At 66.5% G+C, this 13,152-nt stretch carries 12 protein-coding genes; 7 read left to right on the top strand and 5 right to left on the bottom strand.

All coding sequences use genetic code 11. The features are described 5' to 3' along the window. Positions 1-21: 21 nt before the first annotated feature. The 5 genes from QX051_RS20635 to QX051_RS20615 form a co-directional block, all read right to left on the bottom strand. Positions 22-1,206 (bottom strand): acyl-CoA dehydrogenase family protein, encoded by a 1,185-nt coding sequence (locus QX051_RS20635; RefSeq protein WP_315777402.1) that lies wholly within the window; start codon positions 1,204-1,206, stop codon positions 22-24. After that, positions 1,200-1,991, bottom strand: coding sequence for an ABC transporter ATP-binding protein (locus QX051_RS20630; protein WP_315777401.1), 792 nt, complete (start codon positions 1,989-1,991; stop codon positions 1,200-1,202). The genes QX051_RS20635 and QX051_RS20630 overlap by 7 nt, the downstream gene beginning before the upstream one ends. Further along, entirely contained in the window at positions 1,985-2,998 is a 1,014-nt protein-coding gene (locus tag QX051_RS20625) for an ABC transporter permease (RefSeq protein ID WP_315777400.1), read from the bottom strand. The genes QX051_RS20630 and QX051_RS20625 overlap by 7 nt, the downstream gene beginning before the upstream one ends. Next, on the bottom strand, positions 2,976-4,067 hold the full coding sequence (locus tag QX051_RS20620; protein WP_315777399.1) for an ABC transporter substrate-binding protein: 1,092 nt from the start codon (positions 4,065-4,067) through the stop codon (positions 2,976-2,978). Before QX051_RS20620 ends, QX051_RS20625 begins: the two co-directional genes overlap by 23 nt. Before the next feature lie 251 nt (positions 4,068-4,318). After that, positions 4,319-5,413 carry an LLM class flavin-dependent oxidoreductase gene (locus QX051_RS20615; RefSeq protein ID WP_315777398.1) on the bottom strand — a complete coding sequence of 365 codons (1,095 nt, stop codon included), beginning with the start codon at positions 5,411-5,413 and terminating at the stop codon, positions 4,319-4,321. A gap of 301 nt (positions 5,414-5,714) precedes the next feature. Here QX051_RS20615 and QX051_RS20610 point away from each other — a divergent pair, with 301 nt between their 5' ends. The 7 genes from QX051_RS20610 (at position 5,715) to QX051_RS20580 (ending at position 13,099) form a co-directional block, all read left to right on the top strand. Beyond that, a complete protein-coding gene (locus tag QX051_RS20610; protein ID WP_315777397.1) occupies positions 5,715-6,572 on the top strand; it encodes an ABC transporter permease subunit in 858 nt (285 codons plus the stop codon). Continuing rightward, positions 6,569-7,282 (top strand): ABC transporter ATP-binding protein, encoded by a 714-nt coding sequence (locus tag QX051_RS20605; RefSeq protein WP_315777396.1) that lies wholly within the window; start codon positions 6,569-6,571, stop codon positions 7,280-7,282. The genes QX051_RS20610 and QX051_RS20605 overlap by 4 nt, the downstream gene beginning before the upstream one ends. Positions 7,283-7,306: 24 nt before the next feature. Beyond that, positions 7,307-8,323, top strand: coding sequence for an NrtA/SsuA/CpmA family ABC transporter substrate-binding protein (locus QX051_RS20600; RefSeq protein WP_315777395.1), 1,017 nt, complete (start codon positions 7,307-7,309; stop codon positions 8,321-8,323). 40 nt (positions 8,324-8,363) lie between these two features. Beyond that, complete coding sequence (locus QX051_RS20595) at positions 8,364-9,593, top strand: acyl-CoA dehydrogenase family protein (RefSeq protein ID WP_315777394.1); 1,230 nt, start codon at positions 8,364-8,366, stop codon at positions 9,591-9,593. Between the two features lie 62 nt (positions 9,594-9,655). Continuing rightward, complete coding sequence (locus QX051_RS20590) at positions 9,656-10,228, top strand: flavin reductase family protein (RefSeq protein WP_315777393.1); 573 nt, start codon at positions 9,656-9,658, stop codon at positions 10,226-10,228. Positions 10,229-10,256: 28 nt separating this feature from the next. Next, positions 10,257-11,216 (top strand): serine O-acetyltransferase EpsC, encoded by a 960-nt coding sequence (epsC, locus tag QX051_RS20585; RefSeq protein WP_315739254.1) that lies wholly within the window; start codon positions 10,257-10,259, stop codon positions 11,214-11,216. A 539-nt stretch (positions 11,217-11,755) separates the two neighbouring features. Next, the gene (locus QX051_RS20580) at positions 11,756-13,099 is read left to right on the top strand and encodes an LLM class flavin-dependent oxidoreductase (protein WP_315777392.1); all 1,344 of its coding nucleotides are present in this window, start codon (positions 11,756-11,758) and stop codon (positions 13,097-13,099) included. Positions 13,100-13,152: the final 53 nt, after the last annotated feature.

Raw genomic sequence — 13,152 nt, 5'->3', positions numbered from 1 at the left:
GTGTCCTCTCTCCTCAGGTTCTCAGAGTCCAAGCGCCAGACGGCCGGCGGCGATCCGCGTGGCGTCGTCCTGCGGGGTATGCACGCGGCCGCACAGCACGTCGCGATAGTGCCGCTCGAGCGGGTTGGCGCGGCTGAGGCCGTGATTGCCCGACAGCGACAGCGCGTCCTCGACGGCCGCCACCGCATTGTTGGTGACGGTCAGCTTGATGACGTTGCCTTCGACCGGGCTGACGACCCTGCCCTCGTCGAAATCGCGCGCCACGCTATCGATCAGCCGCGCATTGACCTGTAGCCGCGCCTCGATCGCGCCGAGCACCTCCTGCGCCCGGGGCAAGGTCGCGAGCGGTGCACCGAGGCTCGAGGGCGTCCGCGTCCTCAGGAAGTCGACGATCCAGTTGCGTGCGGCGCGCGCGACGCCGTCATAGATCGCGCCGACGAAAGCGGCGTGAACCAGCGCCTGCGTCGGGTTCTGCACCCGCCAGCCCTCCGGCTTGCGCAGCTCGATCTCATGGTCCAGCGGGATCACGACGTCATCGAACACGACGTCATGGCTGCCGCTCGCGCGCAGGCCGAGATGATCCCAGGTCTCCAGAATGCTGATGCCGGGCAGTCCGGCCTGGACCAGGAAGAGTCCAAGCCGGGGCTCGGCCTCGTCGGTCTTGGCCCACACCGAGTACCAGCTCAGGATCGGCGCACCCGTCGAGTAGATCTTGCGGCCGCTCAGCCGCCAGCCGGTGTCGGTGCGCCGCGCAATCGTTTCCGGCAGGCCGCCGCGCGACGGCGAGCCCAGCGCCGGTTCGACGCGGAACGTGTTGATCAGCGCGCCGCGCTCGACCGACTCCCGCGCGAGCTTGCGCGCAAGCCGCGGCGGATACTCCTGGTGCCGCGCCATCACCAAGTGCTGGATGTAGTGCATCGCCAGCACCAGCGCCGTCGACGGATCGGCTTCGGCAATGATCCCGAGCACGCGCGCGGTGAGACGTGCGCCGGCGCCATGCCCGCCAAGCGCGGCCGGCACGGTCAGCGACAGCAGGCTCGCGTCGAACAGGTCTTGAAAATTCTGAAACGGGAAGCTGCGGTCACGGTCATGCGCCGGCGCACGCTCGGCGAAGACGGGCACGAGCCGCACGGCTCGTACAATCAGCTCTTCGTCGTCCACCGCACCGGCCGGGCGCGGCGCGATGCCTTCGATGACGGCTACCATGTTGCCTCCAGACCGAGGAGTCCAAGGATCTGCCGGCGCAGATCGGCAAGATGCGGATCACCGCGATGCCGCGGATAGGGCCGGTCCACAACGATGTCGGCCTTGATGCGCGCGGGGCGATCGCTGAGCACGATGACGCGATTGGCGAGCACCAGCGCCTCCTCGACGTCATGGGTGACCAGCAAGGTCGTAAATCCCTTGCGCTGCCACAGCGCCACGAGCTCCCCCTGCATCGCGATCCGCGTCAGCGAATCGAGCTTGCCGAGCGGCTCGTCCAGCACCAGCACCTTGGGATCGTTGACCAGCGCCCGCGCCAGCGCAACGCGCTGCGCCATGCCGCCGGACAGCTGATGCGGATAGGCGTTGCGGAAGTCGGACAGGCCGACCAGGTCCAGCGCGGCATCGACACGATGGCGCTGCTTCTTCAGGATGCCCTGCGCTTCCAGTCCCAGCGCCACGTTGTCCCAGACCGTGCGCCACGGAAACAGCGTCGGATCCTGGAACACGACGACGCGCGAGGGATGCGGCCCCCTGATGCTGACCTCGTCCTCGCGCAGCACGCCGCTACGCGGCTTGTCGAGGCCCGCGATCAGACGCAACAATGTCGACTTGCCGCAGCCCGAGGGTCCGAGCAGCGCGACGAACTCGCCGGGCTCGACGTTCAGGCTGACATCGTCGAGCACCTTCAGCTCGGCGCCGTCGATGTCGAAGGCGTGGTCGACATGGGCAATGTCGATCGCGGCACCCGGGAACGGCGCCCGTGCAGCTTCCGCAACGGCTACCATTTCACGACACCCTTCTGCCAGACCAGCACGCGGTCACGGGTCTTGAACAGCAGCGTAATCGCGCCGGAGCACAGCAGTGACATCACCAAGAGCGCCGCATACATGTTGGCGTAAGCCGCCCAGCCCTGCGCCCATTGCAGGTACCAGCCGAGACCGGCCTTGACGCCGATCATCTCCGCGACGACCAGCACGGCGAAGGACGCACCGAGGCCCATGAACAGGCCGACGAACACATGCGGCAATGCTGCGGGGATCGCGACCTTCAGCACCAGGAACGACGGCTTGGCGCCGAGCGTGCGTGCCACGTCGTAGTACGCGCTCGGCACGCTGGCGACGCCGGACCAGGTCAGCACCGTCACCGGGAAGCCGGTGGCGAGCGCGATCAGGAACGTCGACGCGCTCCAGCTGGTCGGAAAGGTGAAGAAGGCGATCGGCAGCCACGCGGTCGCCGGCAGCGGCCCGATGAAGCGTAGCACCGGATGCACCCAGTAGCCGATCCGCGTCGACCAGCCGATCGAGACGCCAGTGACGAAGCCGATCGCTGCGCCAATGACGTAGCCGCCGAGCTGCAGCTTGATCGAGGCCCAGATGCTATCGAGGAGCTTGGGGAAATCGTCGGTGTAGACTTCGACGATGGACTGCGGCGGCGGAAAGAACGGCAGCGGCAGCCAGGCGTATTTCGCCGTCGCGAGCTCCCACAGCGTCATGAACACGCCGAGCGCGATGAACCAAGGACTGCGCTTGCGCAAGCCCAGGCCCACACGTCCGAGCAGGTGCGCACCGAGACTGGCCACCAGCAGGGTCGCCGCGGTGACGAACCCGGCGATCGCGAGATCCGTCGTGCGCGACCAGTCGCCGACGTCGTCTCGGACGACGCAGGATGCGCCGAAGGCAGCCCAAGCCAGCGCCGCAGCGATGCCGGGTGCCACCTCGCGGAGCCTGTCGGCCAACCCGCTGCTTTGCGTGAGCTCGCCGGCTGCGACGTCAGACAGCGAAAATGTCGACATAGATGCGCTCGGCGAATTTACTGGTGTCGGTGCTCGGCTTGAATACGGAGACGACCTTCAGGTCGTCGGCATAGGCCTTCAGCTCCTGCTTGAGCGGAGCACCATGCGGATGATGATGGTGGGTGTGATAACGCACCATGCCTTCGAGATCGGCGAGCGACGCCTGCTTCGGCGCGTAAGGCTGGAACGACTTCGCGGCCTCGACCGGGTTCTGCGCCGTGAACATCGCAGCATCGAGCAGCGCTTGCGTGATGGCGCGCCCGACCTGCGGCTCCTCGCGCACCAGGCTGCCACGCAGGCCGAGGATGCAGCAGACACGGTTCTGATACTCGCCGTCGAGATTGGAGGCGACCTCCTTGTAGGCCGGGTCCTTCAGCCAGAGATAAGCGAGCGGATCGGACGCCAGGAACGCCTGCGTCTCGCCTTTGTCAGCAGCGACGTTGACGACAGCGCCGGGATAGACGCGCCAATCGACGTCCTTCACCGGATCGATGCCGAGCCGCGCCAGCTGGATCGAGAAGAAGTTCTTGTCCGGACCACCGAGATCGCCGACCGCGACCGCCTTGCCCTTCAGGTCGGCCAGCTTGGTGATGCCGGACTCGTTGCGCGTCAGCACCCGCATGCAGCCGCCATGGGTGCCGGCAGCGATCTTCACGTCAAACCCCTGCTCCAGCGGCTTCAGCCAGCGCAGCGCCATGCCGAGGCCCGCATCGCTCTTGCCGGTCGCGATCGCCTCGAGCAGCTGATCAGTCGAGCCCGAGTAGTTGATCAGCTCGACATCGAGATTGTACTTCTTGAAGAAGCCCTGGTCGATCGCCACCGGAACCGGCGTCAGACACACCGCGCCGGCATTCCACGACAGCTTCAGCTTGCGCGGCGCGCCGGTGAGCGCCGGCGCTTCAGCCGCCGTCCGGCAGATCGGAAACTGCGAAAGATCAATCTCCGGCACGGCTCGCAACGACAGGGCCTGCGCGGCCAGGCCGCCGAACGGCGCCACCAACGCGGCCCCGGCGCCTGCCTGCAGCAGCCGACGCCGGCTCAAAGCGCTTGTCTTCTCGGTGTTATCCATCACCCTCTCCTGCCGACAAAGCTCCGCCGGTGCGCAGGCGCATAGCGCCGGCACTCCCTCCGCGGAATGCATCGATGTCTCGTTGACCGTGCGCTGTCGTCAGCGCCCCCAATGATGAATTGATGATGCGTTCGCTCCCGCACATCGTCAATGAAATGGATTTTCGAATGTGGCGCGACGGGGAGCGAATATCTCCCCGCGCAACGAACTTCACAAAGCAATCAGTTCTTCTGCGCGCTTCGCAGGCGAGATCATCCCACGCGACGACCGGAATCGGCGTTCGCAGGACCGAGATCACGCTGCCGCTGCCGCACACGCGGAATGACCTCCTCCGCAAACCGCTTCATCTCCGCCTCGAACGGCTGGAACTGCAGCATGAACAGCTCGATGCCGGCAGCGTGGAAGTCGATGATGCGGTCGGCGACCTCCTCATAGCTGCCGACAAGACCAGCGGCCGTGCCGCCATTGCTGCCGACACCAGCGCTCCTCTGTATGGTCTGCATCATCACGACCTTAGGGTCGGTGTTCTGCTTCTGGATCGCCTTCATCGGCGCGTCCTTCTCGGCGAGAAGCAGCAGGCGCTGATGCGCAGCTTCGGCCTCTGCCGCGGTTGGACGCGCGACCACGAAGGCCGAGAGGCCGAAGCGAAGCTGAGCAGCCGCGCCCCTCGGCCGCGACGCGACGTCGCGGATCAATCCGGCGACGTCGTCGAGCGGCTGACCATTGATAAACCAGACGTCGCCATGATCGGCGACCAGCGCCCGCGCCGGCTCGGACTCGCCGCCGACATAGATCCGCGGCCGGGCCCGGTAGAGATCCTTCGGCCGCAGCGCATAGTCCTGCACATCAAAATACTTGCCCTTGTGCGTCAGGCGCTCACCCTGAAGCAGCCGCGACACCACGGAGATCCATTCGCGGCCATAGGCGTAGCGCTCATCATGCTCGGCAAAGCCTATTCCCGCGCGCTCCAATTCGGGCCTGTTCCAGGCGTTGACGAGATTGATGGCGAAACGCCCGCGGCTGATGTTCTCGATGCCGAGCGCCATCTTGGCGAGCACCACGGGATGATAAAGATAAGGCTTGATCGCCGTGATGATCTCGATCCGGCTGGTGAGCGCCGCGAGCGCTGCCGCCGCGCTCCAGGCCTCCAACTGATCGAGATCCTCCTGATGCGGATTGATGGTGTGCTGGGCCACCAGCGTCGAATCAAACCCGAGTGCCTCGGCCTTCAGCACGAGATCGCGATTGCGCTCCCAGGAGGCATCATAAGGCTCTTCCGGATCCTGATGCGCCGCTCGCGGACCATGCACCAGGGCCCAGATTCCGAAACGAAGCGGATATGTCATGGTCGAGCCTTCCGATATCAGCGTCCGGCATCGTCATCTCGACGAAGCGCGATCCTAGGCACGTACTAACAAATCCGGAAAAGAAGTTCTTGCCGCTTTTGGCCCGCGCAGGAAATCGAAAACCTCCAGGCGTGACAACAATTGGAAAACGGCTCTATTTCGATCAGCCAAGTTTCGTGGGACATTTTGCCGGCGCGCAACGAGGCTGCTGCATCAGCCGATCGCCTGCGCGTCATGGATCCGCAGATCTGCCGGACGATCTCGACCGGCAGACGTACGACATCGCGAGGACGACGCACTCTTGAGCAATCTCGAACAAGCTGCCGGGACGATCGAGCTGCCGCGGAAAAGCGACGGCGTTCGCCCCAGCGCGGACCGCCGCCGCACGCTGAGTCCGGCCGCCCTGCAGGCTCTGTCATGGCTCGCGCCGGCCCTGCTGGTCGTGATCTGGGAAGCGGCGGCGCAGGGCGGCTATCTGTCGCCGCAAGTCTTGCCGGCCCCAAGCAAGATCGTGCGCACGGCCTTCAGGCTGACGACGCAGGGAACGTTGCTGAACGATCTCGGCGTCAGCCTGCTGCGCGCAGCAGCCGGCTTTGCGATTGGCGGCGCCGTCGGTTTCGCGCTCGGCATTCTCGTCGGCTTCTCGCGGATCACCGAAGCGCTGATCGACCGCAGCGTCCAGATGATCCGCGCGATTCCGTTCCTCGCGATGCTGCCGCTGGTCATCGTCTGGCTCGGCGTCGGCGAGGCCGAGAAGGTGTTTCTGGTCGCGCTCGGCGTGACCTTCCCGATCTACATCAACACCACGCTCGGCATCCGCCAGGTCGATCCCAAGCTGCTCGAGCTCGGCCGCGTCCAGGCGCTGTCGACGCTGCAGCTGATCCGCCGCATCATCCTGCCCGGCGCCCTGCCCTCGATCCTCACCGGCGTCCGCTATGCGCTCGCCACGGCCTGGCTCGCGCTGGTCGTCGCCGAGACCATCGGCGCACAATCGGGCCTCGGCTTCCTCGCGATGGACGCCCGCGAATTCCTGCGCACGGATGTCATCGTGTTGACGATCGTGATCTATGCCCTGATCGGCGTCGGCGCCGACCTGATCGCGCGCTGGCTGGAGCGGCGGCTGCTCGCCTGGCACCCGAACTACGGAGCGGCGCGATGACCGTCCAGTTCGCGCCGCCGCTGCAGGCCGCCGCCGCGCCGGCGGTGATCGTCAACGGCCTGCGCCGCGCCTATGGCGAGCGCACCGTGATCGAGGGCCTCGACCTTCGCATCGAACGCGGTGAGTTCGTGGCGCTGCTCGGCGAGAGCGGTTGCGGCAAGACGACGTTGCTGCGCGCGCTGGCCGGGCTCGATCCCATTCAGGCCGGCCGGATCATCGCGCCGCGCCGGCCTGCGGTCGTATTCCAGGAGCATCGGCTGCTGCCCTGGGACAGTCTGTGGCGCAACGTCGCGCTCGGTCTCGACGTCCCCGACGCGCGCGCCCGCGCGGCAGCCGCGCTGGCCGAAGTCGGGTTGGGCGACCGCCTCGACGACTGGCCGCGTAACCTCTCCGGCGGTCAGGCGCAGCGCGTCGCGCTCGCCCGCGCCCTGGTGCAGCAGCCCGAGCTGCTGCTGCTGGACGAGCCGTTCGCGGCCCTCGACGCGCTGACCCGCATCCGCATGCACGCGCTGGTGCGCGAGCTCGTCGCCAATCATCGTCCCGGCGTGCTGTTGGTTACACACGACGTCGACGAAGCGATCGCGCTCGCCGACCGCATCCTGGTGATGCGCGACGGACGGATTGCCTACGAGCACCGCGCGGATCGCAACGGCGCGGTCGCCCGTGGCGACCTGCTGGCCGAGCTCGGTGTGCTCGGCTCCCACACTTGAAATTCTTTCCCGGAAGGATCGATCATGTCTTCGGATGACTTCTCCCGCCGCCAGTTCCTCGGCACCGCTGCGTTCGGCATCGGCGCACTCGCCGGCTTCACGCTGACCGATGAGGCCTGGTCCGCGCCCGGCCGCGTCACCGACACCGTGCGCCTCACCTGGGGCCTCGCCGGCCTGAACAACATCGCCAAGGAGCGCGGCGAGTTCGAGAAGCTGCTCGCCAGGGACGGCATCAAGGTCGAATGGCTCGGCCCGTTCCCGAACCACGCCCCGACCTTGCAGGCCGTGACCGGCGGCACCGCGGATTTCTCGTTCGGCGGGTCGACCACGCCGGCGCTCGCGGCGATCATTGCCGGCTCGCCGCTGGTGTTCACGCAGTTCGTGGTCTACGAGCCGCGCACGACAGCAATCATCGCCCGCGACGATTCCGGCATCAACAAGGTCGAGGACCTCGTCGGCAAGTCGGTCGCGGTCAACCGCTCCGGCCTCGGCGAATTCCTGCTGGTCGCCGCACTCGAGAAGCACAAGGTCGACCGCTCCAAGGTCAAGTTCGTCTATCTCAACCCGCCGGATGCAGCGCCGGCGCTGGCGTCCGGCAAGGTCGATGCGTGGTCGATGTGGAGCCCCGGCGTCGACATCGCCCGGCTCGACTACAAGGCGCACGACATCTTCCTGGAAGGACGCGATCTCGAATTCCAGATCGACTACACGTCCTATCTGACCACCCGCAAGTTCGCGACCGAGAACCCGGCCCTGGTGCGCGCCGTCAACGAGGCGTTCCGTGCCGAGGGCAAATGGATCTCGGAGAACAGCAAGGACGCCGAATACATCGCGCAGAAGGCCGGAAAATACAGCGACCAGATCCGCGACCAGTTCATCGCGCTGGACCGCAAGTACCGCTACTTCTCAGTCAACGACAGACAGTTCGTCGCCGACCTGCAGAAGGCCGCCGACTGGCTGGTCGAGCGCAAGGTGCTGCCCGAGCCGGTCAAGGTCGCCGACTATCTCGCCCAGATCGACGAGCCGGCGCCGCAGCGTTGAGCCGCTCTCTCCCCTCTTCTCGCTATCGTTCGGGTCCGTCATGAACAAGCCGCTGCCCACCCAGACCTTCACCGCCGAATCAACCCTTCCGCTCACTCCCGGCGCGCTCGATGCCCTGCTGGCCACGATCGCCGAGGGCGAGTCGGACCGTGAGCGCGAGCGCATCCTGCCGCACCAGCAGATTGCGCTGATCAAGCAGGCGCGCCTCGGGGCGCTGCGGCTACCCGTCGCGGCAGGCGGGGCCGGCAGCGCGATCCGCGATCTGTTCGCGATCGTCATCCGGCTCGCCGAGGCCGATGCCAATGTGGCGCACATCCTGCGCAATCATTTCAGCGTCGTGGAACGGCTGGTCCGCAATCCGCGCGACGACCAGGCGGCCGAATGGCAGAAAGCGGTCGCGGACGGCGCGATCATCGGGCTTGCCACCACCGAGCTCGACAGCCCCCAGGTCGGCAACATCACGCCGAACACGACGTTCACGCCTGATGGCGACGACTATCTGCTGAACGGCACCAAATACTATAGCACCGGCACCCTATATTCCGACCTCGTGCTGGTGCGCGCGGCCGATCCGAGCGGCCGTCCCGGCGCCACGATCATCCCGGTCAACCGCGACGGCATCGAGCTGATCGACGACTGGGACGGCATGGGGCAACGGCTGACGGCGACCGGCACCACCCATTTCCGCAACGTCAGGGTCAAGCGGCAGGAGATCGTGTTCGACGCTCCGGACATCGGCTACGGCGTGCCCTATTCGAACACGTTCGCGCAGCTGTTCCTGACCGCCGCCGTCGCCGGCATCAGCCGCGCCGCCCTGCGCGACGCAATCGCGCTGGTCCGCTCGCGCAAGCGCACGTTCTATTATGCGCCGCATGAAAAGCCGACCGAGGACCCGCTGCTGCAGGAGACCATCGGCAAGATCGCGAGCGCGGCGCATGCCGCGGAGACGGTCGTCCTTGTCGCGGCCGAAGCGCTCGACGCGGCCACGGAGGCGTTCGATGCCGGACGCGCCGATGCCGAGGAGCTGGCCCACCGGGCTGCACTGCTGTCGGCGCAGGCCAAGATCATCGCGGATGATGCGGCCATCAAAAATGGCGGACACATCTTCGACGTCGGCGGCGCCTCGTCGACCAAGAAGGCCACCAATTTCGACCGGCACTGGCGCAACGCCCGCACCCTGTCGTCGCACAACCCGGTCACCTACAAGGAGCGGGCGATCGGGCAGTATCTGATCAACGGCACGCCGCTTCCGGCCAAGGGCTTCTTCTGACCGACGGCGCTGCCGCGACGAGGGACACGGCCAATACGGCGCGTGCCCGAGGGAGGCGACGGATGAGCAAGCGTGACCTTCATCTCGTATCTGAGACCGCGTTCGATCCCCAGCACTTCCACTCGGCCCTGCGCCGTGTCGCGGCCGGCGTCAGCGTCGTGACCGCGGGCCGCGGCGAGGAGATCACCGGGGTGACGATCGCCTCGCTGATCTCGCTGTCATCAGAGCCGCCGCGGCTCATGATCAGTCTCGGCAGCCGGTCGTCAGCGTTCCCGCTGATCGCTCGCGACGGCTGGTTCAGCATCAACATCCTCAGCTCGGACCAGCTCGCGCTCGCTGATCGCTTCAGCACGCCGCATCTGTCGGGACAGCAGAAGTTCGAGGGCATCGACTGGTCGCGCGGCCCGGCCGGCGTCCCGCTGCTGCAGCACGCCCAGGCAGCGATCGCGTGCGAGGTCGACGAGATTATCGAGCGCTACGCGCATGCGATCATCGTCGGTCGCCCCGACAGCGTCGAGCTTGCGCCCAAATTGTCGAGCCTGCTGTATTGGAACGACCAGTATGTCGAGGTCGACCGCAATGCGGATCTCGACCTGCTCGCCGAGGTCAGCGTGCCCTTGACCCATGTCCGGTGATGACGCGCATGCGCACGGAGGAAACGGCATGAGCTCTCGCCCCACCACGGGATCGGGTCCGGACAACGCCACCTCTGCAGGCGAACGCTGGGGTCTCGACCGGCTCGTTGCGGAGCTGCGCGTGTCACGCGAGGAGACGCACAGCATCCGCAAGGACGGCGTCATCCACCGGCCGCCATCGCGCGACAAGCTGGCGCAGATCGTCTCCGCGCTCACCGAAGCGATGTTCCCGCGCCACTATGGCCAATACGATCTCGACGGCGAGAACATCGACTATTTCGTCGGCCACCGGCTCAGCATCGGGCTCGATCTGCTGTCGGATCAGATCCACCGCTCCGCTTTGTTCGTCGGCGATGAGCTGATCCCGGGCTTCCGCCAGCCCGAGGCTGTGGAGCTGACCCGCCGCTTCGCGGCTGGGCTGCCAACCCTGCGCGGTGTCCTGATCAGCGATCTGCGCGCCGCCTTCGTCGGTGACCCCGCCGCCAAGAGCTTCCCGGAGATCCTGATCGGCTATCCCGGGATGACGGCGATCATCCATCACCGGCTCGCCCATCTGCTCTATGGCCTCGACGCTCGCCTCGTGTCGCGGCTGATCGCCGAGATCGCCCATAACAGCACCGGCATCGACATTCATCCGGGCGCCCAGATCGGCTCCGGTTTCTTCATCGATCACGGCACCGGAGTGGTGATCGGCGAGACCGCCGTGATCGGCGACCACGTCCGGATCTACCAGGCCGTGACGCTCGGCGCGCGCCACTTCCCGACCGAGGAGGACGGCACGCTGATCAAGGGTGACGCCCGCCATCCGATCGTCGAGGACGACGTCGTCATCTATGCCGGCGCCACGATCCTCGGCCGCATCACGATCGGACGGGGCTCGACGATCGGCGGCAACGTCTGGCTGACCCACGACGTGCCCGCGAACAGCGTCGTGACCCAGGCCTCCCTGCGCAACAAGGTCGGTGGACCTGCGCTGCAGAAGTCATGATCGACTCATTTTGCGGTGACGGCGACAGTCGCCGCGACCGAGCACACGGTCGATCGACGATCCGCTGTGCAGGAAGGCAGCCGCTCGAAATGTCGCTCCCCCGTTCCTGATGAGGACGACGCATTCATGCTCGTGCCCCGGTCAACAATGCAAATCCATTTCATCGACAGCATCGGGACAGGGCCACTAGATTTTGACCTCCCGCAGCCGGCGCCAGTCGCTCCGATGGCTGCAGCGTTTCAACGGAAACTGCGATGTTTGACCCTCTCGCCGTGATCAGCCTTCAGCAGGACACGCCTGGCATCTCCCGTCCCGATAACCGGCTCGGAGGCACCCAGGACCTTGCGGGCAAGCGCCGCCCCGAGGGCGACGAACGAGGTCTCGACCTCCGCACCGGTCTCAGACAGCTGGCCGGCCACATCGCCCGGCGCCTGCGATGGGCTCACTTGAGCTACACGTCCGCCCGCGACCCACACTAGCCGGCATCAGCCGATCGCCGCGCCACACCGCACACCAGCAAGCCACAACACGAGCGCCCCATGAGCCAGCGTCGCCAACTGAACCTCAACCTCTTCATCTATCCCGGCGGTCATCACGAGGCCGCCTGGCGCTACAAGGGCTCGTCGGCCAGCCGCGCGCTCGACATCACCTACTATCAGCAGCTGGCAAGGACGGCGGAGCATTACAAGTTCGATGCGATCTTCTTCGCCGATGGTCCGGCACTCGCCGACAACGTCCGCTACGCGCAGCGCTTCCGCTTCGAGCCGATCACCTGGCTGTCGGCGATCGCCGCGGCGACCAGCCGCATCGGCCTGATCGGCACCGCCTCGACCACCTATCACGAGCCATATAATCTGGCGCGCCTGTTCGCCTCGCTCGACCATCTCAGCGGCGGTCGCGCCGGCTGGAACATCGTCACGACGAGCGCGCCGCAGGCGGCGCAGAATTTCGGCCTGCCGGAGCATCCGCCGCATCATGAGCGATACGAGCGCGCCAAGGAATTCCTCGATGTCGTGACCGCGCTGTGGGACAGCTGGGAGGACGACGCGGTCGTCAACGATCCCGCCTCCGGCATCTTCGCCGACACCGACAAGGTCCATGCGCTGAACCATGTCGGCAAGTATTTTCGCGTGCGCGGTCCGCTGAACGTGCCGCGTTCGCCGCAGGGACGGCCGGTCTACGTCCAGGCCGGCTCGTCGGAGTACGGCCGCGCCTTCGCCGCGCGCTTCGCGGAAGCCATCTTCACCGCGCACCAGACGCTTCAGAGCGCGCAGGAGTTCTATGCCGACATCAAGCGCCAGGCGCGCGCGCTTGATCGCAATCCCGATCACGTCAAGATCCTGCCCGGCATCAGCCCCTTCATCGGCTCGACGCAGGCCGAGGCCGACCGCCTGCAGGAGGAATTCAACGACCTGATCCAGCCGGAGTATTCGCTGGTGCAGCTGCGCCAGATGCTGGGCCTCGACCTCCAGGGCTTCGATCTCGACGGCCCGTTCCCGCGACACCTGATCGAGACCGACGGCGCGCGCGGCGTCGCCAGCCGCTTCAAGCTCGTGGTCGACATCGTCGATCGCGAGAAGCCGACGATCCGGCAGCTGATCCAGCGCCTCGCCGGCGCACGCGGCCATTGGGTGATCGCCGGCACGCCGGAAAAGATCGCCGACAACATCCAGACCTGGTTCGAGAACGGCGCCGCCGACGGCTTCAACGTGATGCCGCCCTGGCTGCCCGGCGGCTTCGACCTGTTCGCCGAGCACGTCGTGCCGATCCTGCGCAAGCGCGGCCTGTTCCGCGAGGACTACACCGGCAAGACCCTGCGCGAGCACTACGGGCTCGACCGTCCAGACAGCGCCTTCAGTCACCAGGTCCAGGCGATTGCCTGAGATCCGTTCCCGAGCGGCGCGGACGCCTTGCAAGGCATCCGCGCCGCTCTTCG

Source organism: Bradyrhizobium sp. SZCCHNR1053 (assembly GCF_032381235.1).
Classification (GTDB): domain Bacteria; phylum Pseudomonadota; class Alphaproteobacteria; order Rhizobiales; family Xanthobacteraceae; genus Bradyrhizobium.
The sequence above is the reverse complement of the archived record's forward strand: the minus strand, read 5'-3'. Positions and strand labels throughout refer to the sequence as shown.